The sequence below is a fragment of the Bradyrhizobium stylosanthis genome (assembly GCF_001641335.1).
Taxonomy (GTDB): Bacteria; Pseudomonadota; Alphaproteobacteria; order Rhizobiales; family Xanthobacteraceae; genus Bradyrhizobium; species Bradyrhizobium stylosanthis.
Genome location: NZ_LVEM01000002.1, coordinates 855,443 through 874,907, shown reverse-complemented (window position 1 = coordinate 874,907; position 19,465 = coordinate 855,443). Strand labels below are relative to the sequence as shown.

Below are 19,465 nucleotides of genomic sequence, written 5' to 3'. Positions count from 1 at the left end.
TGACACAGCATGCGCAGCCATGCACCGCGACCTGTGCGCGCGGGTCAACGCGCGACGCCGGGCCGCGATCGCGCGATCAGACCGACCAGTAATTTGCGTGTGCGTAGGGCCGCGAACGATCGCCCCAGTCGAATTCGTCGCCGTCGAACTCGCAGGGTCCACTGGCGAGCTCGTCCAGCGTCACCTCGACGCAGAAGGCCTGTCGCGCAGGATCGTATTTCAGCGCGCTCCAGGGCATGGGATAATGGTGGCGCGTGCCGAGCAGCCCGCCGGTCTTGATCACGGCGTAGGCGACCGTGCCGGTCACCTTGTCGAGCATCAGCCGCTCGATCGTGCCGAGCTTGCTGCCGTCGCGCCCGTAGACACCGACATGCTCCACGCGATCACTGGGAACCATGGTGTGTTGCATGGCATCCTCCCTGTTATCTTGCGTGACGCGATTATAGGCCCGTGGACGCACGGCGCCAGCGATCGTTGCTAGAGCAGCTGCGACCGGACGGACTCCGCCCCCTCGCGGAGCAGCGGCAGCAACCGGTCGACCAGCTCCGCGGCCGGAACCCGGTCGACATGGGCGCCCATGTTGATGGCCGCGACGATCGTGTCGTCGTAGCGCCGGACGGGAACCGAGATCGAACGGAAGTGCGGCTCGGCCTCGCGGTCAACCAGTGCATAGCCCTGCGCGCGGTCGGCGGCGATGCGCGCAAGCAGCGCCTTCGGGTCGGTCACCGTCTGCGGCGTCAGCGCGTCCCGCTTCATGATCTGCAGGCGCGCGGCCAGATCGGCATCGTCGAGCTGGCCGAGCATGGCGCGGCCGACGGAGGTGCAGAAGGCCGGCAGGCGGTAGCCGATCTCGAGTCCCCCCGAGAACATTCGCGCCGGGCTGCTGCGTGCGACGAACACGACGTCGTCGCCGTCGAGCACCGCGAGCGAGGAGATTTCGTTCGCCGCCGTCGCGACGCGATCGAGCACCGGCTGCAGCACCGCGACGAGCTGGTTGGAGCGCAAGTAGGACGCCGCCAGCGTCAGCACATGCGGCGTCAGGGAGAACAGCTTTCCATCGCCACTGACGAAGCCGCCGCGCTGCAGCGTGAACAGCATGCGACGTGTGGTGGCGCGCGGCAGATCGGCGGCGCGGGCGAGATCGCTCAGCGTCATCGGGCCCGTATTCGTGCCGAAGCACTGCAGCAGCCGCAGGCCGCGATCGAGGGCCTCGACGAAATCCGTCGGGCGCTCGTCGGTCTCACTCCGTTTCAGCTTGGGCATGGTGCCTGGGACAATCCTGCAAAATAGTGCTTGCTGCCGGTTCAAGGCATGTCATAATTCGCCCATTCGTTCAATAGGCGAACAATCGTCCCTCCACAAAGGATGCACTCGCCATGATGAGCCAGGAGCAGAACGACCTGATCACCCGCACCGGGCCGAAGGATCCCTGCGGCAAGCTGATGCGGAGCTACTGGCAGCCGGCGGCGCTGGTGGATGAGCTGGAGGGTGCGCGGCCGATCCGTCCTGTGCGGCTGCTCGGCGAAAACCTGGTGCTGTTTCGCGACGAGACGGGACGCTACGGCCTGATCGACCGTCACTGCGCGCATCGCGGCGCCGACCTCGCCTTCGGGCGGCTGGAGCACGGCGGCTTGCGCTGCGCCTTCCATGGCTGGCTGTTCGACGCCACCGGCCAGTGCATCGAGACCCCGGCCGAGCCGAAGGATTCCAAGCTCTGCCAGAACATCCGCCAGCGCTCCTATCCCGTGGTGGAGAAGAGCGGCATCCTCTGGGCCTATCTCGGCGAAGGCGCCCCGCCCGCCTTCCCGGAGCTCGACTGCTTCGTTGCGCCCGGCACACATACCTTCGCGTTCAAGGGCCACATGGCCTGCAACTGGCTACAGGCGCTGGAGGTCGGCATCGATCCCGCGCACGCCTCCTATCTGCACCGCTTCTTCGAGGACGAGGACACCTCGACCGCCTACGGCAAGCAGTTCCGCGGCGCCTCGGCCGGCAGCGATCTGCCGATGACGAAGATCCTGCGCGAATACGACCGCCCGATCATCAATGTCGAGCACACCGAATACGGCCTTCGCCTGATCGCACTGCGCGAGATCGACGAGGTGCGCACCCATGTGCGCGTCACCAACCAGCTCTTCCCGCACGGTTTCGTCATTCCCATGAGCACGGAAATGACGATCACGCAGTGGCACGTGCCCGTCGATGACGAGAACTGCTATTGGTACGCGATCTTCACCAGCTATTCGAACCCGGTCGACAAGCAGAAGATGCGCGAGCAACGGCTCGAGCTCTACGAGCTGCCCGACTACGTCTCGCGCAAGAACCGCAGCAACGATTACGGCTTCGATCCGCACGAGCAGCAGACCGCGACCTATACCGGCATGGGCACCGACATCAACGTCCACGATCAGTGGGCGGTGGAATCGATGGGTGCGATCCAGGACCGTACCAAGGAGCATCTCGGCTCGAGCGACAAGGCGATCGTGCAATATCGCCGCCTGCTGCGGGCCGAGATCGAGAAGGTCGGCGGCGGCGAGAAGCCGATGCTGTTCCTGGACGAGGCCAATGCACGCAGCATCCAGGGACCGGCGACCATGGACGGGATCGGCCCGACGCGGGGGTGGGAGACCTACTGGATGGAGGTCGACGTCAAGCGCCGCCGCGGCGCGCCGTGGACCGCGCCGGTGCCGAAGGAGATCGCGGACAACGTGCATCGCCTGACGGCGGCGGAATAAGAGTGACGGCCGATCCTCGTCATTGCGAGCGCAGCGAAGCAATCCAGTCTGCCTCTCCGGAGGGACTCTGGATTGCTTCGTCGCAAGTGATCCTCGCAATGACGGAGAATGTGGCGCATGCTTCGCGCCTCACGACTGGAGGAATAGCAAAGTGACTTTCGTCGCGCGTCATGCGTTGTGGTCGGATGAGCAGAAGGACGCGGCGGCGCGCATGCGCCGCATCGTCGAGGACAAGAACCTCGAAGTCATCCGCCTCGCCTTCCCCGACCAGCACGGCATTCTGCGCGGCAAGACCATCATCGCGACCGAAGCGATCGCCTCGCTGGAGAGCGGCTGCTCCATCACCACCACCATGCTCGCCAAGGACACCTCGCACCGCACGGTGTTTCCGGTGTTCACCGCGGGCGGCGGCTTCGGCATGAAGGAGATGGAGGGCGCGGCCGACGTGCTGATGGTCGCCGATCCCACCACGTTTCGCGTGCTGCCGTGGGCGCCGGCGACGGGCTGGGTGCTCTGCGATCTCTATTTTGGCGACGGCCGTCCTGTGCCGTTTGCGACGCGCGGGCTCTACAAGCGGGTGCTCGACGAGCTCGGCGCGCGCGGCCACGACTTCGTCGCCGGCCTCGAGGTCGAATTCCACATTTTCAGGCTCGACGATCCGCATATGCGCCCCGAGGACGCCGGGCAGCCGGGCACGCCGCCGTCGGTGAGCCTGCTCAGCCACGGCTATCAATACCTCACCGAGCAGCGCTTCGATCAGATGGAGCCGGTGCTGGAGATCTTGCGGCGTGACATCGTCGCGCTCGGGCTGCCGCTGCGCTCGGTCGAGGTCGAATTCGGGCCAAGCCAGTGCGAATTCACCTTCGCGCCGAAGAAGGGCCTCGAGCCCGCCGACAACATGGTGCTGTTCCGCAGCGCCGTGAAGCAGATCGCGCGCCGCCACGGCTACCACGCCACCTTCATGTGCCGGCCGAAACTGCCGAACGTGTTCGCGAGCGGCTGGCATCTGCACCAGTCGATCGTCTCGCGCACCAGCGGCGAGAACCAGTTCATGGCGAAGGACGGCACCGAGCCGCTCAGCGCGTTCGGCAAGTCCTACCTTGCCGGCCTGCTCGACCACGCCCGCGCATCGGCCGTGTTCACCACGCCCACCATCAACGGCTACAAGCGCTACCGCTCCTATTCGCTGGCGCCGGACCGCGCGATCTGGGGCCGCGACAATCGCGGCGTGATGATCCGTGTGCTGGGCGGCGCCAATGATGCCGCCACGCGCCTGGAGAACCGCATCGGCGAGCCCGCCGCCAATCCCTATCTCTACATGGCCTCGCAGATTCTCTCAGGCCTCGACGGCGTCGACCGCAAGCTCGATCCCGGCCCGTCGGCCGACACGCCCTACGAGACCAAGGCGCCGCTGCTGCCGAAATCGCTGCGCGATGCCGTCAGCGCGCTGAAGGACGACCCGTTCTTCCGCGAGAAGCTCGGGCCTGAGTTCGTCGACTACTACACCCACATCAAGAACGCCGAGATCGACCGCTTCCTGGCGGAGGTGACGGACTGGGAACATCGCGAATATTTCGAGATGCTCTGATCTCGTCGATGATGCCCCGCTCCCTGGCGGCTACTGTGCGGGAGTCAGCGGCACAAAGGACCTGGCGCCGTCGAATTGAGCAACCTGCTTGTAGGGCTCGGTCGCGGCTATTCTTTTGCTTCCCTGTCCGCGCGAAGCCATAACCGTTCCGCGCACCCTTGCCTGGCGCGGCTTTTCGGCGGTCTGTTGCAGGTCCGGATATGATGCCTGATCGCCATTTCCAACGTAGTTGGGCTTGAACGAAGCGAACTGCCGTTGTGCGCCGGCGCTGGCAATTTCGTCATTGGTGAGGTTGCACTTGGCCGGGATGTCGGGCTCACCGTAGGTCACCTGCCTGCCCCGGTCATAAGTCAATCCAACGATTCGTCCGGCAAGGGGGTTGATCATGTGCAAGTCCACAGGACCGCCGCGCACCGCGTCGACATTGACGGTTCGGACGATGGGATTGCAGGGGAACCTGTTCGGCGGGTATTCCTCAACGACGTATCGAGGCCACCAAAGAGCTTCGCCGTACTGCGCAATGCGATCGATCGTCAGGCCCTGAACGTTCGCGCGCAATGTCCTTGCATCGATGAGATGCGCACCAGTGACCGGCGACGGATCGAACGCGAACACCCTCCTGATCCGCTTGTTCGCAAGAGCGACAAACTGCGCGAGGCCAGCGCCGAGCGAATGGCCCGTCGAAACGATCCGAGTCGATCGCTGGTAGCAATCAAGCCCCCTGATCTTGTTGACGATGGCATTAATGTTGCGTTGAAGCTGGTGGTAATAATCGTCGTAGGGCGTACCGAACCTCGACGCGTTTGAAGTCCAGTCCCAACGGTCGTAGCCCACGGTGCCTTGAAACGCGATGCTGACCTCGCTGCACGCACCCCGGCCTGCCTGAGGGAAGCTCTTGTGTGCCCAGACGTGGTATCTCGGGCCACTGCCGAACTCCCATCCCCTTTTTTCAAAGGCCGCCTTGCAGGCACTGTCGCTGTCGTCGATGCATTTCAGCGGGGCGCCATCGTTGCCAAACTGATACTGCCATTCCCTGATCGCTTCTCGCGCAGGTACGGAATCGCCGATGGTGCCACGAATCGCGAACTTGGTATCTTCGCCGTATCCGTCGTCGTCGACCTTGATCAGGGCAAGCCCCGTTTTTTTATCAACGGGAAAGTCATTGAACGACAAATAGGCCGCTGCAGATTGCACCGCATAAGGCGCATAATATCGGGAATAGCTACCGAGATCGGACGCGAGGATGTTGAGCGCCGGATCCTTGCTGGATTGTGCTGCGGCGGGGCTCACATGCGCGGCCGCCACCGACACCACGATGAACCCCAGGCGAATTGCTCGAGAATTGGAGCGCATGGTCTAAAATCCCAAAAAATCAATTTATACGTGCAGAACACCACAAACGCGTGCGGTTGACAATCCGTCCCGGCCCCTTCCTTCAGGCCAGAGGGGCGTCTTGCTCCCGCGCCACAGCACGGCGGCGAGAGATCAGATGGGCGGCAACCGCGAAGATGACGAATAGAACAAACGCCACGAAGGCGACCGGCGCCCCGTAGAAGAACTTCCAACCCAACCGGACGGCATTGTGCGCGGCACTGCCGACGTCCCCGCCATAGATTGTGCATTCGGGAGGAACGCCGCCCTCGTTGGGTCGGCATTTGGGATTGACCAGGTGCCCGATCGCCAGGATCGGGCCGAAGTACGGCAGCACTGCAAAGATCAAGGTTACACCAAACGCCAGCAGAAGACGGCTTGCAAGCCTCGACCAGCCAAGGGTGATCACCAGGAAGCAACCAACAAGCCAGGCGATGACGATGTTGTCGTCGGCGAATTTGGTGCCGACCGCATAGGCCACCTTGAGCGCCGCGCGTATGACCCCGCTCGCCGACGGAGGCCCTACCGCACAAGCAAATCCCGCGTCCGCCTGGCAGCCGACGGCCGCCGCGTAGGCGCTCACCGCGAGGATCAGTATCTCCGGGAGAAGCGGCAGCAGGACCAGCAACAGCAAGCCGCCCCTCCATAGCGAGCGGCGGCGGGTATTGCTGACTGTCGGGTCCATTTGCGAAAAAAGCGCCAAGGATGAATGAACAAAACTATAGGTAGAGCATCTCTAATCTCATTTTCATCCTATGGATACGGCATTTTCTCTTCGCTTGTGGAAATGCAGCCGCGGGCGTGCGTCGGGACTGTCCGACATCCAGACCTTGAGTGCGAGACAGAGTCCACGCCGGAGCGAGCGACTGGGCGCCTCGCTATCTCAAAATATTCCGGTACCTGCGTTTGGTCGCCCCCGCTGCCCCGCCCCCTCACACGCCTGTGAGGCGACTTCGTCCCGCTCGTTCCGACGACACGCCGCCGCCTTCGACGAAGCCATTTTCGTCGCCCGGCGAAAACCGCTGGAAAGACGACGGGGCTAGACTGCCCTCGTGATCAACAATGGAGTTCGGTCATGTGGGGTCAATTGGTCAGCCTGATCTATCGCCTGTCCTGCCGGACCACCCTGATCGAGATCGGCCTGCACCGCCTCGCACGCTAGCCGTAGGTAGGCCCCGAATTGGGTAAGACGAACTGACCAGACGATGGAGTTTGCGATGCGCAAGCTGATCCTGATCGCAGCGATCTCGCTGCTCGCAACGGAGGCCTTTGCCGGTGGTTCGCGCAGCCTGAGCCTGGCAGCCGGCAGTGCGAACCAGCAGGTGGAGCAGCCGGCCACGGCGGCACCTGTCCCGCCGCAGGCGACCCAAGCCCCGGCGGCACCGCAGGCGACGAATGTCCAGACGGCAACGACCACCCCGACGTCAACGGCCCCGGCTGCGACGGCGGCTCCCGCTCCGGCAACCGCCGCAGCGCCGGCTTCGCCAACCGCCGCGCCTGTGACGACGAGTGCGACTGAAACGACCAAGGCCAAGCGCCGTCAGCCCTCCACCGAGGCCCGCGTGATCCGCGAGTTGCATCGGCATGGGATTTATTGGTGAGAGTGCACCTGCCCCTCCCCGACGTCGTCCCGGCGGAGGCCGGGACGACACCGAACGAGAGGCGCCAGCATACCGCTGCCCGTCTCACTCTTCGAGACCGCTAAATCCCGAGATATTTGTGCTGCAGATCCGGCTCGGCCATCAGCTCGCTGGAGGTGCCGCTCCATACCGTCTTGCCGCGCTCGATGATGTAATGGCGGTCGCAGATGCGGGCGAGGTGGTCGACGTTCTTGTCGACGACGAGAATTGACTGGCCGCGGCTCTTGAGCAGCGACAGGCAGTTCCAGATCTCTTCGCGGATCAGCGGCGCGAGGCCTTCGGTCGCTTCATCCAGGATCAGCAGCTTCGGATTGGTCATCAGCGCGCGGCCGATCGCAAGCATCTGCTGCTCGCCGCCCGAGAGCTGGTTGCCCATGTTGGCCGCGCGCTCGGCAAGCCGCGGAAACAGGGAATAGATCGCAGCCAGCGTCCAGGGATTGCTGCTGCCGAAGCGGTCGGCCGCCGCCGCGACCAGATTCTCGCGCACCGTGAGGTTCGGGAAGATCTGCCGTCCCTCAGGGACCAAGCCGACGCCGAGCTTGGCGATCCGGTACGACGGAAGCTGGCGCACCTCGGTGCCCGCAAAGCTGATCGTGCCCGCGCGCGCCGGCGTCAGGCCCATGATGGAGCGGATGGTGGTGGTCTTGCCCATGCCGTTGCGGCCCATCAGCGAGACCATCTCGCCCGGCCGGATCGACAGCGACAGGCCGAACAGCACCTGGGAGAGGCCGTAGCAGGTCTCGATGCCGTCGACCTCGAGCAGCGTGTCAGCCATGATGCGTCACCACATGCTGATCGCCGAGATAGGCGCGCTTGACCTCGTCGTTGGCACGGATCGCGGCCGGATCGCCCGACGCAATGACGCGACCATAGACCAGCACCGAGATGCGGTCGGCGAGCGCGAACACCGCGGGCATGTCGTGCTCGACCAGCACGATCGAGACCTCTTTGCGCAGCTCCTGCAGCAGCTTCACCATGCCCTGGGATTCGGTGACGCCGAGACCGGCCATCGGCTCGTCAAGCAGCAGCAATTTCGGCTTGCTCGCGAGTGCGACCGCAAGCTCGATCTGGCGCCGCTCGCCATGGCTGAGCTTCGACACCGGCACATCGGCGCGATGAGCGAGACCGACACGGTCGAGCGCGGCGTGGGCGGCATCGCGCAGGCCCTTTTCCTTGCGCGCGTTGGCGAAGAAGCGGAACGAGGTGCCGGCATGCGCCTGCGCCGCCAGCGCGACATTGTCGGCGGCGGTGAAGTCGAGCAGCAGCGAGGTGATCTGGAACGAGCGGGCAAGGCCCAGCGCGCAGCGGCGATAGGCCGGCAGGTATGTGATGTCGCGTCCCGCCAGCGAGACGCTGCCGGAATGCGGCTCGAGATGCCCGGTGAGCTGGCTGATCAGCGTGGTCTTGCCGGCGCCGTTCGGGCCGATGATGGCGTGCAGCTCGCCGCTGGCGACGTCGAGCGAGACGTTGTCGGTCGCAACGATGCCGCCGAAGCGGCGCACCAGCTTTTCGACGCGGAGCAAGGGTTCAGCCACGGCCAGCCCTCCCGAGCACGCCCATGATGCCGCCGCGTCCGAACAGCACGATCAGCAACAGCAGCGGCCCCATGATCAGCGCCCAGTATTCGGTGATCTGCGACAGGAATTCTTCCAGCAGCAGGAACACCACCGCGCCCATGACGGGGCCGAACAGCGTGCCCATGCCGCCCAGGATCACCATCACCATGAGGTCGCCGGAGCGGGTCCAGTACATCACGGCCGGGCTGACGAAATCGGTGTTGTTGGCGAGCAGCGCACCGGCAAGGCCGCACATCGTCCCTGATATGACGAAGCAGACCAGCTGGTAGCGCTTGGCGGGGAAGCCGATCGCCTGCATGCGCTGCTCGTTGGAACGCAGGCCCTGCACCACGAGGCCGAAGCGCGAGTTGACGATGCGCCAGATCAGCAGCATGACGCCGAACAGGCAGGCGAGGCAGAGATAATAGAACTGCGTGCGGTCCGACAGGTTGATCAGCCCGGAGAAGTCGCTGCGCTTGTAGACGGTGAGGCCGTCATCGCCGCCGTAGCGCGCAAGGCCCGAAGCGACGTAATAGGCCATCTGCGCGAAGGCCAGCGTGATCATGATGAAATAGACGCCGCGGGTGCGAAGCGACAGCGCGCCGATCACGAGCGCATAGATCGCGGAGGCCGCGAGCGCGACCGGAAACTGGATCCAGCCTGAGCCCACGCCTTCCTGCGCCAGCATGCCGACCGCATAGCCGCCGATGCCGAGATAGGCGGCGTGGCCGAAGCTCATCATACCGCCGAAGCCCATGATGAGGTTGAGGCTCGCCGCCGCGAGCGCCAGGATGACGATGCGGGTGAACAGCGTCAGGATGAAGACGTTGCCGGACAGCTGCGAATAGAGCGGCAGCAGCACGAGGCCCGCCAGCATCAGGGCCGAGACGGCCTTGCTCACGCTCAAAGCCTTCATCGACGGTTGGCCGGAAACAGCCCCTCCGGCCGCACCACCAGCACGATCGCCATCAAGAGGTAGATCAACATGGAGGACAGCGCGGGCGCGGCGGTGGAGGCCGCGGCACCGCTCAGCACCTGCCGCAGCAGGTTCGGCAGGAAGGCGCGGCCGAGCGTGTCGATCATGCCGACGAAGATCGCGGCGAGGAACGCGCCTCGGATCGACCCGATGCCGCCGATCACGATGATGACGAAGGCGAGGATGAGGATGTTCTCGCCCATGCCGATCTGCACGGTGAGGATCGGCGCCTGCATCAGGCCGGCAAGGCCGGCGAGCGCAGCGCCGAGGCCGAACACCAGCGTGTAGAGCAGCTTGATGTTGATGCCGAGCGCGCCGATCATCTCGCGGTTGGAGGCGCCGGCGCGGATCAGCATGCCGATGCGCGTGCGCATCACGCCGAGATAGAGCAGGAGCGCAACCAGCAGCGCCACGACGATGATGGCGAGGCGATAGGCGGGATAGTGAATGCCGGGCAGGATCGGCACCGGCACGGTGAGCCAGGCCGGCAGCGGCAGCGCAAGGCCGGCAGGGCCCCAGATCAGCCGCACGGCTTCATTGAAGAACAGGATCAGGCCGAAGGTCGCGAGCACATGGTCGAGATGGTCGCGGCCGTAGAGATGCCTGAGCGCCGACATTTCGAGCACGATGCCGAGCACCAGCGTGGCACCGAGTGCCATCAGCGCGCCGAGCAGGAAGCTGCCGGTCCAGGCCGCGAAGGTCGCGGCGAAATAGGCGCCCATCATGTAGAGCGAGCCGTGCGCGAGGTTGACGAGATCCATGATCCCGAACACCAGCGTGAGGCCGGCGGCGAGCAGGAACAGCAGCAGGCCGAACTGCAATCCGTTCAGGAACTGTTCGACGACGAGCAGCATCAAGACTCTTTCAGGCGCATACGGACGCGCGCCGATGTTCGAACACAGTCGCCATCAGTGAAAGAGCTCCCCCTGCCTCATCAAGGCGGAAAAATGGGTAATGGCAGTATCGTTCCGAGGCAAGAGCGATTCGACACCAAACATGCACTTTGTTGCATGCCAGTGCATGCGATCGATATCGCCCTTGCAAGAAGGTTGCCGCGCAGCATGGGTCAACCTGCCGCACCCGAACGATCATCTGCTGCCACGACGAGGCGATCGCTTCGGACCTGAGAGCTCGAGCGCTGACAACCTCCACGACGTCATGGCCGGGCGTGGCCCGGCCATCCACGTCTCGCCGAGCCGCAGCGAAGACCGTGGATGCCTGGGACAAGCCCGGGCATGACGACCTCTTGTGAATGCTCATAGACGTTTACCCTCCCCCCGTTGCCGGGGAGAGGGCGTGAAGTTCGCTGCAATGTCAGAAGGGATGCGTCTAGTGCGACGTCATCTGGTGGGGAAGGTCGTCCGGCTCGGCGAGCACGGTGTTGGCCGTCGAGGCCTCCAACGCCGCCATCCGGAACAGATAGGCGAGCGTCGTCAGGCCCGAGTCGTCCGCCATCTGTGCGAGCTCGAGCGCCATGTCGGACATGTAGCCGAGATTCTCGTCCTTGATTTGCGCCATGATCTGGCTGTCCCGCATCATGTTCGACATTTCAGGCGCTCTTTCGTTGCGCGGCAGCAAGACCGCAGAGGTTGGCACGGGCGACGGCGTCCAGACGCGGGCCGTCCTGTTGCACGACGGAAGCCATGCCGATGCGATCATGCAGGACATCGAGCGTCTCCCGGCGAATGTCGATGGTGGCCGCCATGGTCCACGCATTCTCCACCAGCTCCGGCAGGCCGAGCGGCGTCACGACGAAGCCGGCTTCGTGGAAGCGCGGCAGCCACCAGGTTTCCATGATCGCGCTGACCTGTGCGATTCCCTGATTGAGGCAGAACTCCTGCACCGCCGCCATCAGTTGCAAGTTGAGCGCGCCGTCGCGGCGGTCGCGAACGACGAAGTAGCGCGACCACTCCCAGACCAGGGGATCCGCGGGGCAGCCGCGAACCGCTGCAAGGTGCGGAAACACCTCGCTCATCATTGAAGGCTTGGTGGTCGGGTAGAGACGATGACCGCCCACGACGCGCCGGCCCTCCAGCGCGAGCAGATAGACGGTGTCCTCGTCGTCATAGGAATCGATCTCGCGGCCATCCGGCCGGCGCAGCGTCTCCCAGCGCCGTTCCTCGACGAAGATGTCGTGGCGCAGCCTGAAATGCTGTTCGAGGACGTCCTCGTAAAGGTGGCGATTGACCGCGGAAATTGCGTGAATCATGAAAACCCCCATTCAGCCTCAATGGGGGAAAGAATCTGCCAAAAGGCGCAGGTTCGATATTGGGAAATTTCCCAGTACGGCGCTTACGGATTGATGATCTTGTTCCGTATCGCCAGCGCAACCGCATGCGTGCGGTTGACGGCACCGAGCTTGCGCGCGGCGGTTGCAAGATGCTCTTCGGCAGTGCGCTGCGTGATGTGCAGTATCTCGCCGATCTCCCAGGCCGACTTGCCCTGCGAGGCCCACGAGATCACCTCGCGCTCGCGCGGGGTCAGACGCGTCGATGGATACGGCGTCGGCTGGAGCAGGCGGCGGATGTGGTCGAAGCCGTACATCGCCATCAGGTGCAGCGCCGGCTTGCTGCGGGGATTGAGATCGAGATGGACGCCGCCGAGCGACACCGCGGCTTCATAGCCGGTGAGTCCATGGATCGGCACGATGAAGCCGCGCGACATGCGAAAATCGCCGGCGCGGTTCATCACCTCGGCCGCATCGGGCTCGAGCTCGGCATCATAGGGGGCTTCCGACCACTCGAACGGGTTGACCGATTGCCGGCACAGCCGCACCACCGGATCGACGCGGTCGTAATTGTTCTGGGTGTAGAGGTTGAACCAGCCCGCAGGCCAGCGTTTGGCGAGCACCATCTGCGCGAAGCGCTGATCGGGATTGGGCAGGCCCGTCACGATGATGGTTTCGAAGCCGAAGCGACCGAAGGCCGATTCAAGCGCATTCATCGCGTCCGGGACCTTGCGATAAGTCCCCAGGCTTTCGATGAAGTCGAGCGCCTCCCGGCCATAGTCTACGGCGGACATCGGTGCGTTTCCTGACCCACGCCGTCGGGTATAGCACGTATTTGGGGACTGCCTCAATTCGCTGGTCCCGTAGTTTACCGGTAACCGCCTGCTCTGAAGCCTTAATCTACTTGTGGAAGAAGTGACGTCAAGTTACACCTGTGACGTACGAAGCGGGAAAACCACGATGGACGACGAGAACATCGCCCTCAACAGCGTGCTCGGCCTGGAATTGAACCGCGTGTTTTTCGCCGTCCGCGAAACGGCAAACAAGCAGAAGATCATCGAGTTCGCGCGCGAGGTACTGCAGAGCGAGCGCGCGGACGTCGCGGACAGCGTCTTGCCCGAGGGCCCGGCCAGCTAGAGCGCAGCCAAAACGCCGATGAAGCACATCGCGCAGCGTCGCAGCACTGCAATTCGAACGGGCTGATATTAGTCGAAACAATCTGACAGCGAAGTTACTTTCCGTTCTCTCCGGCCACGCTCTCGTGCCCCGGATGCAGCGCAGCGTCGCTTCGACGACGCGTAGCACGCTGCAGCGCGTCCGGGACGAGGGTGGCTTACCTCGTCCATTTGTATCGTCTGACACACTTGCCGCTGGATGACATCACGGCTCCCGTGAGATGATCGCCGTCGCAATCGATTTCGGATACCGGAACCATGATGACGCTGCGCCAGGTTGAAGTGATCCGTGCCGTGATGGTGACGGGCACCATTGGCGGCGCGGCAAAACTGCTCAACGTGTCGGCACCGGGGATCAGCCGCCTCGTCAAATACACCGAGCGCTCGCTCGGCATCCGCTTCTTCCAGCGCCAGAACGGTCGCTATTTCCCGACCCCGGAAGCCGAGAACATCTTCGAGCAGATCAACGGCGTCTACAAGAAGGTGGACGATCTCTCCGAGATCATCTCCAAGATCGGCCGCGGCGGATTGTCGGAGCTGCGCATCGGCTCGGTCCCGAGCATCTCGCAGGTGATGGTGCCGCGGGCGATCGAGCGCGTCCGCCGCCGCTATCCCGATCTCGGCATCGACATCAACATCCTCAAGCTCGAGGAGGCCATCGATTATCTCCTGCTCGGCCGCGGCGAGTGCGTCGCGATGAGCTACCGGCTGGAGCATTCCGGACTCGACTTCATGCCGCTCGCCTCGGGCGAGCTCTACTGCATCGTGCCGCCAGGTCACGAGCTCGCCGGACGCAAGCAGGTCTCGGCCGCCGAGATCACCCGCTACCCCTTGATCGGCATCGACCCCAACGACCCCTACGGCCGGATCATGGCCGAGATCTTCGCGCGGCACCGGCTCGACTACAACATCACCATCCGTGCCCGTTTCGGCACCACGGTCTGCGCCCTGGTCAAGGCGGGCCTCGGGATCGCCATCATCGACCAGTTCACGGTCGCCCATGGCGGCTATCCCGGCATCGAGCTGTTGAAGATCACCGAGCCGACGCGGTTCGACACCTATATCGCGGTGAAGCGCGGCGCGCCGCTGTCGCTCCACGTCGAATATTTCATCGAGCAGCTCCGCGCCGAGATGCGCGCGGTCGAGCCGTCCCGCGGCAACGGCAAGGCCGCCGCAGTGCGCGGAAGGAAGAAATAACATTATGTTAGGTTTGCCCGATAAATGGGTAATTGTGTTAGGCAAGGGAAAGGCTATCGTCCCTCTTGGAATTGCGCGGATTTCTCCGCTAATGGCCTGATATCAACGCGCCCCAGCGACGATCGAGAGACGATACTGGACCATGTCGAGCCGCAGCCCCGCCACACCAAAAAAACTGCTGACCGGCCTGATCGGCGCGCCGATCGCGCACTCCGCCTCCCCTGCCATGCATGAGCGCGCCGCCGAGGCGCTCGGCCTGCGCGGCCATTATCAGCTCATCGAGGTCGCCGGCGCCGACGCGGCCGGTCTCGCGATGATGCTCGAAGGCGTACGGCGGCTCGGCTTTGCCGGCACCAATGTCACCTTTCCCTATAAGGAGGCGGTGGTCCCGCTGCTCGACGAACTGGCGCCGACGGCCGCCACCATGGCGGCGGTCAACACGGTGGTCGTGAAGAACGGCCGGCTGATCGGCCACAACACCGACACGACAGGCTTTGCGCGCGCCGTTACGCCCCTGCTGGCGCCCTCCGGCAACGCGGTCGCCGTGATCGGCACGGGTGGCGTCGGCAAGGCGATCGCCTTTGCGCTGGCGAGCCTGAAGGTTGCTGATCTCCGCATCTTCGACAGCGAGCCGGCGCGGGCCGAAAAGCTCGCCGCGCTGCTGGCACCGCATGGCGGCGCGCGCGTGGCCCGGAGTGTAGAAGACGCGCTGGATGGTGCAACCGGCCTCGTCAACGGCACGCCGGTCGGCATGCTGCCGAACCGGGACACCCCCGTCCCGGCCTCGCTGCTGCGCGAAAACCTGTGGGTCGCCGATGCCGTCTATTCGCCGCTGATCACGCCCTTGCTGGCGGCGGCGCGAGCCAAGGGCGCGCGGATCATGACCGGGCGCGAGCTTGCGATCTACCAGGCGGCCGATGCGTTCGAACTGTTTACGGGCCTTGCCCCATCGACCGAGGTCATGGGACAGGCATTCGACGAGGTGATGGCGGCACGAAGCGCAGCCTATCAGTCAGCGTAACCGAAGCGGCCGGACATAAGGCCGCTTGTAAAATTGAAACGGGAGGAGAGGACGATGAAATCGACGCTATTGGTGGGCGCGCTGCTCACGGCAATCACTGCTACGGGCGCGTTCGCGCAGGCGATCAAGCTTGCCGACGTCGCCGAGCTCTCCGGCGGCGGCGCCACCGTCGGCACCAACTGGAAGAACGGCATCGACCTCGCGATCGAGGAGATCAACGCCAAGGGCGGCGTGCTCGGCCGCAAGCTCGAAGTCACGCATGCCGACTCGCAATCCAACCCGGGCGTTGCCCGCGCCCAGGTGCAGAAGGCGCTCGACGCCGAGCCCTACGTGCTGCTCGGGCCCGGCTATTCCGGCTCCGTGAAGGTCACGGCGCCGCTGGCGGCCGAAGCCGGCATCGCGCAGATCATGGGCGGCGAAGCCGCCGAGCTGACGCAAGCCGGCAACAAGTTCCTGTTCCGCACCTCGTTCGGCCAGCAATCCTCGATGCCGAAGGTCGCAAAATACATCCACGACGACATGAAGGCGAAGACGGTCGCCGTGGTCTGGGTCAACAACGACTTCGGCCGCGGCGGACGCGACGTCGTCGTCAAGGAGCTCGACCGGCTCGGCTCCAAGGTCGTCGCCGATCTCTCGACCGAAGCCGGCCAGGCCGACTTCGCCGCCGACGTCGGCAAGATCAAGGCCGCCAATCCCGACGCCGTGTTCGTCTATCTCAACGAGGAGGAGAGCGCGCGCATCCTGAAGGAGCTGAAGCGCCAGGGTGTCACCGCGCCGCTGATGGGCGAGACCACGCTGATCGGCCAGAAGGTGATCGAGCTCGCGGGCGATGCCGCCAACGGCGCGCGCGGCCATGTCGGCCTCACCACCGACGCGCCGGTCGACCTGATCAAGGCGTTCCGCGAGAAGTTTTCGAAGAAGTACAATTACGTCCCCGACCATAACGGCCTGAAGGGTTACCTTGCCGTCTACATGGTGAAGGCGACCACCGAGAAGATGGGCAAGGTCGACTCGAAGAAGTTCGCCGAGACGCTGCATGGCCTGACCATCAAGGCCGCGGACGAGCCGGGCATCCTGATGGACGTCACCTTCAGCGACACCGGCGACATCGACCGCCAGAGCTTCCTGGTCGAGGTGGTCGAAGGCAAGCAGGTCGTGAAGCAGGTGCTGCCGAAAGTGAAGTGAGGCGGGCTTCGCTCTTCTTCTCCCTCGCCCCGCTCTTCGCGGGGAGAGGGTTGGGGTGAGGGGTTGCTTCCGCAGTCACGGTGACAATTGAGTTCGCGGAGACAAGCCCCTCACCCCCGCCCTCTCCCCGTAAGCACGGGGCGAGGGAGACGATAGAGCGGGGAGAGGAAAGAGGGGAACATGTCCAACCTGTTCGATCTACTGGTCGCAGGACTTGCCACCGGCGCGATCTATGCGCTGGTCGCGGTCGGCTTCACGCTGCTGTGGCAGACGTCGCAGACCATCAATTTCGCACAAGGCGAGTTCGTGATGCTGCCGGCGTTCCTGATGCTGGCGGCGATGCATGCCGGCGCGCCGTTCTGGCTCGCGATCATCCTCGGCATCCTGTTGTCGATGATCCTGCTGGGCCTTGCCTTCAAGATGCTGCTGGTCGACCCGATGATGCGCCATGGCGTGCTGCCGCTGGCGATCGCGACCATGGCGCTCGCGATCGGCATCAAGGAAGCCGTCAAGCAGTTCTTCAGCGCAGAAGCCTCGCCCTTCCCCTCGATCGTGCCGACCGGTGACATCTCCATCCTCGGCCACGCGGTATCGCTGCAGAGCATCGGCGTCCTCGTCGTCGCCATCCTCGCCGTCCTCGGCCTGACCACGCTGCTGAACCGCACCTCGCTCGGCCACCAGATGCAGGCCGCGGCGCAGAACCCGACGGTGGCGCGGATCATCGGCGTCCCGGTCGAGCGCATGATCCTGCTGACCTTCCTGATCAATGCCTTCCTGGTCGCGCTCGCCTCGCTGCTGATCACGCCGATTTACCTCGCGAAATTCTCGTCCGGCGAGGTGCTCGGCCAGGCCGCCTTCATCGCGGCGATCGTCGGCGGCTTCAACCAGGTGCGCGGCGCCATCGCCGGCGGCCTCCTGATCGGCGTGCTCGACAATCTCGCGGCCGCCTACATCTCGACGCAGTACCGCGCCGCCGTGCCGATGATCTTCCTGATCGCCGTCATCCTGTTCCGGCCGCAAGGACTGCTTGGCCGCGCCGAGGAGCGCACGGTATGAGCAGCTACGCCAAACCGCTGAAGATCGCGCTCGGCCTTGCCGTCATCGCCGGTCTGATCGTCGTCCCCATGAACTTCAACCGCTACGGCCTGTTCATCCTGAGCCAGTGGGCGGTGATGAGCATCGCCGCGATGGGGCTGAACCTCACGCTCGGCTATGCCGGCCAGGTGTCGTTGGCGCAGGGTGCCTTTGTCGGCATCGGCGCTTATGCCGCCGCGATCATGACCACGCATGGCTGGCCGCTGCCCGCCGCGATCCTGGTCGCGATCGTCTTGAGCTTCGCGGTCGGCTGGGTGCTCGGCTATCCCGCGCTGCGCGTGCAGCACCATTATCTGGCCTTCGTCACGCTGGCGTTCTCCACCCTCGCCTTCCTCGTCTTCCGTAACGAGAGCTGGCTGACCGGCGGCATCTACGGCATCTCCAACATTCCGCGCCCGCACATCTTCGGCATCGCCACCAACAAGCCGCTGCCGTTCTACTATGTCTGCCTCGGCTCGCTCGCGATCGTGTCGCTGGCGGTGTGGTGGCTGATCCGCTCGCCATGGGGCCGCGCCTTCATGGCGCTGCGCGAGAACCCGCTGCGTGCGCAATCGCTCGGCATCGACACGCGGCGCTATACGCTGATGGCGTTCGCGATCGGCTCGGCGCTCGGCGGCGTCGCGGGCGCGCTCTATGCGCCGCTGACGCAATATATCGATCCCGTTCCATTCAACCTGTCGCTCTCGCTCGACCTGCTGATGATGGTGATCGTCGGTGGCGCCGGCTTCTATTTCGGTCCGTTCCTCGGCGCGATGATCGCGGTGCTGTTGCCGGAATGGCTGCGCTTCACCGAAGGCTATTACCTGATGCTCTACGCGGTCGCGGTGATGCTGCTGCTGATCTGGTCGCCGACCGGCATTTTGGGAATCCTCGATCGCTACATGGCCGCGCGGCGCACCAAGGCGGCCTCCGCGCTGCGCGCCGTCGCCAAGTCGCGCCTGGAGACGGTGCAATGAGCGCGGTCCTCGAAGTCACCGATATCAAGAAGAGCTTCGGCGGCATCCACGCCGTCAGCGGCGTCTCTTTCGATGTGCGGGAGGGCGAAATCCTCGGCCTGATCGGTCCGAACGGCTGCGGCAAGTCCACGCTGTTCAACTGCATCCTCGGCCAGCTCACGCCATCGGGCGGCGAGGTCAAGCTCGACGGCCAGGTCGTCACCGGGCTTCGTCCCTCCGAGCTCAACAAGCTCGGCGTGAGCCGCACCTTCCAGCTCCTGCAGGTCTTCCCCAAGCTGTCGGTGCGCGAGAACCTGATCCTCGCCGGGCAGGAGCACCAGGGCAACATGGCCTCGCGCCTGGTCGGCCGCTCCGATGCCGGACTGACCGATGCCGCCAACCAGATGATCGGCTTCTTCAAGCTCGATCATCTCGCCGAAGAGCCCGCCGGCGGCCTCTCCTATGGCCAGCAAAAATTGCTCGACGCCGCCATGGCCTTCATGGGCGGACCGCGCCTGGTGCTGCTCGACGAGCCCGCCGGCGGCGTCAATCCGTCGATGCTGGCGGACCTGAAGGAGCGCCTGGTCGCGATCAACCGCGAGAAGAACGCCACCTTCGTCGTGATCGAGCACAACATGGAATTCGTGATGTCGCTGTGCTCGCGGGTGATGGTGATGGCGGAAGGCAAGGTGCTGGCGATGGGACGGCCCGACGAGGTCCGCAAGAACCCCGCCGTGATCGAAGCCTATCTCGGGCATTGAGGA

General features: G+C 64.5%; 21 protein-coding genes. 10 read left to right on the top strand and 11 right to left on the bottom strand.

Annotated elements, in window-relative coordinates; all coding sequences use genetic code 11:
- Window positions 1–76: 76 nt before the first annotated feature.
- Both A7X65_RS16030 and A7X65_RS16025 read right to left on the bottom strand, forming a co-directional pair.
- Window positions 77–409, bottom strand: coding sequence for a PRC-barrel domain-containing protein (locus A7X65_RS16030; RefSeq protein WP_063686363.1), 333 nt, complete (start codon window positions 407–409; stop codon window positions 77–79).
- Window positions 410–477: 68 nt separating this feature from the next.
- Window positions 478–1,263 (bottom strand): IclR family transcriptional regulator domain-containing protein, encoded by a 786-nt coding sequence (locus A7X65_RS16025; RefSeq protein ID WP_063686361.1) that lies wholly within the window; start codon window positions 1,261–1,263, stop codon window positions 478–480.
- A gap of 113 nt (window positions 1,264–1,376) precedes the next feature.
- Here A7X65_RS16025 and A7X65_RS16020 point away from each other — a divergent pair, with 113 nt between their 5' ends.
- Window positions 1,377–2,735, top strand: a complete 1,359-nt coding sequence (locus A7X65_RS16020) for an aromatic ring-hydroxylating dioxygenase subunit alpha (protein ID WP_063686359.1) — start codon at window positions 1,377–1,379, stop codon at window positions 2,733–2,735.
- A 151-nt stretch (window positions 2,736–2,886) separates the two neighbouring features.
- The gene (locus tag A7X65_RS16015) at window positions 2,887–4,323 is read left to right on the top strand and encodes a glutamine synthetase family protein (RefSeq protein WP_063686356.1); all 1,437 of its coding nucleotides are present in this window, start codon (window positions 2,887–2,889) and stop codon (window positions 4,321–4,323) included.
- Window positions 4,324–4,353: 30 nt separating this feature from the next.
- Here the strand turns inward: A7X65_RS16015 and A7X65_RS16010 are convergent, their stop codons facing one another.
- Window positions 4,354–5,676, bottom strand: a complete 1,323-nt coding sequence (locus A7X65_RS16010; protein WP_063686354.1) for an alpha/beta hydrolase family protein — start codon at window positions 5,674–5,676, stop codon at window positions 4,354–4,356.
- An 82-nt stretch (window positions 5,677–5,758) separates the two neighbouring features.
- On the bottom strand, window positions 5,759–6,328 hold the full coding sequence (locus tag A7X65_RS16005) for a hypothetical protein (RefSeq protein WP_063686352.1): 570 nt from the start codon (window positions 6,326–6,328) through the stop codon (window positions 5,759–5,761).
- A gap of 583 nt (window positions 6,329–6,911) precedes the next feature.
- Between A7X65_RS16005 and A7X65_RS16000 the strand changes: the two genes are divergently transcribed.
- Complete coding sequence (locus tag A7X65_RS16000) at window positions 6,912–7,295, top strand: hypothetical protein (RefSeq protein WP_063687723.1); 384 nt, start codon at window positions 6,912–6,914, stop codon at window positions 7,293–7,295.
- Window positions 7,296–7,395: 100 nt separating this feature from the next.
- On the opposite strand, the gene A7X65_RS15995 is transcribed toward A7X65_RS16000, so the two are convergent.
- The 7 genes from A7X65_RS15995 to A7X65_RS15965 form a co-directional block, all read right to left on the bottom strand.
- Complete coding sequence (locus A7X65_RS15995; protein ID WP_063686350.1) at window positions 7,396–8,109, bottom strand: ABC transporter ATP-binding protein; 714 nt, start codon at window positions 8,107–8,109, stop codon at window positions 7,396–7,398.
- On the bottom strand, window positions 8,102–8,869 hold the full coding sequence (locus tag A7X65_RS15990; RefSeq protein WP_063686348.1) for an ABC transporter ATP-binding protein: 768 nt from the start codon (window positions 8,867–8,869) through the stop codon (window positions 8,102–8,104). The genes A7X65_RS15995 and A7X65_RS15990 overlap by 8 nt, the downstream gene beginning before the upstream one ends.
- Window positions 8,862–9,806, bottom strand: a complete 945-nt coding sequence (locus A7X65_RS15985) for a branched-chain amino acid ABC transporter permease (RefSeq protein ID WP_063686346.1) — start codon at window positions 9,804–9,806, stop codon at window positions 8,862–8,864. The genes A7X65_RS15990 and A7X65_RS15985 overlap by 8 nt, the downstream gene beginning before the upstream one ends.
- The gene (locus A7X65_RS15980) at window positions 9,803–10,720 is read right to left on the bottom strand and encodes a branched-chain amino acid ABC transporter permease (RefSeq protein ID WP_028139755.1); all 918 of its coding nucleotides are present in this window, start codon (window positions 10,718–10,720) and stop codon (window positions 9,803–9,805) included. The genes A7X65_RS15985 and A7X65_RS15980 overlap by 4 nt, the downstream gene beginning before the upstream one ends.
- A 475-nt stretch (window positions 10,721–11,195) precedes the next feature.
- On the bottom strand, window positions 11,196–11,414 hold the full coding sequence (locus A7X65_RS15975; protein ID WP_063686344.1) for a hypothetical protein: 219 nt from the start codon (window positions 11,412–11,414) through the stop codon (window positions 11,196–11,198).
- Window position 11,415: 1 nt separating this feature from the next.
- Complete coding sequence (locus tag A7X65_RS15970) at window positions 11,416–12,075, bottom strand: acyl-homoserine-lactone synthase (protein WP_063686343.1); 660 nt, start codon at window positions 12,073–12,075, stop codon at window positions 11,416–11,418.
- Window positions 12,076–12,158: 83 nt separating this feature from the next.
- Complete coding sequence (locus A7X65_RS15965) at window positions 12,159–12,887, bottom strand: helix-turn-helix transcriptional regulator (RefSeq protein WP_063686342.1); 729 nt, start codon at window positions 12,885–12,887, stop codon at window positions 12,159–12,161.
- A 166-nt stretch (window positions 12,888–13,053) separates the two neighbouring features.
- Between A7X65_RS15965 and A7X65_RS41745 the strand changes: the two genes are divergently transcribed.
- From A7X65_RS41745 to A7X65_RS15930, 7 genes are all read left to right on the top strand, one after another.
- Window positions 13,054–13,230, top strand: a complete 177-nt coding sequence (locus A7X65_RS41745) for a hypothetical protein (protein ID WP_063686341.1) — start codon at window positions 13,054–13,056, stop codon at window positions 13,228–13,230.
- A gap of 296 nt (window positions 13,231–13,526) precedes the next feature.
- Entirely contained in the window at window positions 13,527–14,465 is a 939-nt protein-coding gene (locus tag A7X65_RS15955) for a LysR family transcriptional regulator (protein WP_063686340.1), read from the top strand.
- A gap of 142 nt (window positions 14,466–14,607) precedes the next feature.
- Window positions 14,608–15,486: a shikimate dehydrogenase gene (locus A7X65_RS15950; RefSeq protein WP_063686339.1), complete on the top strand. Its 879-nt coding sequence runs from the start codon at window positions 14,608–14,610 to the stop codon at window positions 15,484–15,486.
- A 54-nt stretch (window positions 15,487–15,540) separates the two neighbouring features.
- Window positions 15,541–16,671 (top strand): ABC transporter substrate-binding protein, encoded by a 1,131-nt coding sequence (locus A7X65_RS15945; protein ID WP_063686338.1) that lies wholly within the window; start codon window positions 15,541–15,543, stop codon window positions 16,669–16,671.
- Between the two features lie 180 nt (window positions 16,672–16,851).
- The gene (locus A7X65_RS15940) at window positions 16,852–17,727 is read left to right on the top strand and encodes a branched-chain amino acid ABC transporter permease (protein WP_063686337.1); all 876 of its coding nucleotides are present in this window, start codon (window positions 16,852–16,854) and stop codon (window positions 17,725–17,727) included.
- Window positions 17,724–18,722 (top strand): branched-chain amino acid ABC transporter permease, encoded by a 999-nt coding sequence (locus tag A7X65_RS15935; protein ID WP_063686336.1) that lies wholly within the window; start codon window positions 17,724–17,726, stop codon window positions 18,720–18,722. The genes A7X65_RS15940 and A7X65_RS15935 overlap by 4 nt, the downstream gene beginning before the upstream one ends.
- Window positions 18,719–19,462, top strand: coding sequence for an ABC transporter ATP-binding protein (locus A7X65_RS15930; protein ID WP_063686335.1), 744 nt, complete (start codon window positions 18,719–18,721; stop codon window positions 19,460–19,462). The genes A7X65_RS15935 and A7X65_RS15930 overlap by 4 nt, the downstream gene beginning before the upstream one ends.
- Window positions 19,463–19,465: the final 3 nt, after the last annotated feature.

What these genes read in the sequence shown, in the direction of transcription:
- A7X65_RS16030 (WP_063686363.1), bottom strand. Translation starts at nt 409, where the DNA reads ATGCAACACACCATGGTTCCCAGTGATCGCGTGGAGCATGTCGGTGTC.
- A7X65_RS16025 (WP_063686361.1), bottom strand. Translation starts at nt 1,263, where the DNA reads ATGCCCAAGCTGAAACGGAGTGAGACCGACGAGCGCCCGACGGATTTC.
- A7X65_RS16020 (WP_063686359.1), top strand. Translation starts at nt 1,377, where the DNA reads ATGATGAGCCAGGAGCAGAACGACCTGATCACCCGCACCGGGCCGAAG.
- A7X65_RS16010 (WP_063686354.1), bottom strand. Translation starts at nt 5,676, where the DNA reads ATGCGCTCCAATTCTCGAGCAATTCGCCTGGGGTTCATCGTGGTGTCG.
- A7X65_RS16000 (WP_063687723.1), top strand. Translation starts at nt 6,912, where the DNA reads ATGCGCAAGCTGATCCTGATCGCAGCGATCTCGCTGCTCGCAACGGAG.
- A7X65_RS15995 (WP_063686350.1), bottom strand. Translation starts at nt 8,109, where the DNA reads ATGGCTGACACGCTGCTCGAGGTCGACGGCATCGAGACCTGCTACGGC.
- A7X65_RS15985 (WP_063686346.1), bottom strand. Translation starts at nt 9,806, where the DNA reads ATGAAGGCTTTGAGCGTGAGCAAGGCCGTCTCGGCCCTGATGCTGGCG.
- A7X65_RS15980 (WP_028139755.1), bottom strand. Translation starts at nt 10,720, where the DNA reads ATGCTGCTCGTCGTCGAACAGTTCCTGAACGGATTGCAGTTCGGCCTG.
- A7X65_RS15975 (WP_063686344.1), bottom strand. Translation starts at nt 11,414, where the DNA reads ATGTCGAACATGATGCGGGACAGCCAGATCATGGCGCAAATCAAGGAC.
- A7X65_RS15970 (WP_063686343.1), bottom strand. Translation starts at nt 12,075, where the DNA reads ATGATTCACGCAATTTCCGCGGTCAATCGCCACCTTTACGAGGACGTC.
- A7X65_RS15965 (WP_063686342.1), bottom strand. Translation starts at nt 12,887, where the DNA reads ATGTCCGCCGTAGACTATGGCCGGGAGGCGCTCGACTTCATCGAAAGC.
- A7X65_RS41745 (WP_063686341.1), top strand. Translation starts at nt 13,054, where the DNA reads ATGGACGACGAGAACATCGCCCTCAACAGCGTGCTCGGCCTGGAATTG.
- A7X65_RS15955 (WP_063686340.1), top strand. Translation starts at nt 13,527, where the DNA reads ATGATGACGCTGCGCCAGGTTGAAGTGATCCGTGCCGTGATGGTGACG.
- A7X65_RS15950 (WP_063686339.1), top strand. Translation starts at nt 14,608, where the DNA reads ATGTCGAGCCGCAGCCCCGCCACACCAAAAAAACTGCTGACCGGCCTG.
- A7X65_RS15945 (WP_063686338.1), top strand. Translation starts at nt 15,541, where the DNA reads ATGAAATCGACGCTATTGGTGGGCGCGCTGCTCACGGCAATCACTGCT.
- A7X65_RS15940 (WP_063686337.1), top strand. Translation starts at nt 16,852, where the DNA reads ATGTCCAACCTGTTCGATCTACTGGTCGCAGGACTTGCCACCGGCGCG.
- A7X65_RS15935 (WP_063686336.1), top strand. Translation starts at nt 17,724, where the DNA reads ATGAGCAGCTACGCCAAACCGCTGAAGATCGCGCTCGGCCTTGCCGTC.
- A7X65_RS15930 (WP_063686335.1), top strand. Translation starts at nt 18,719, where the DNA reads ATGAGCGCGGTCCTCGAAGTCACCGATATCAAGAAGAGCTTCGGCGGC.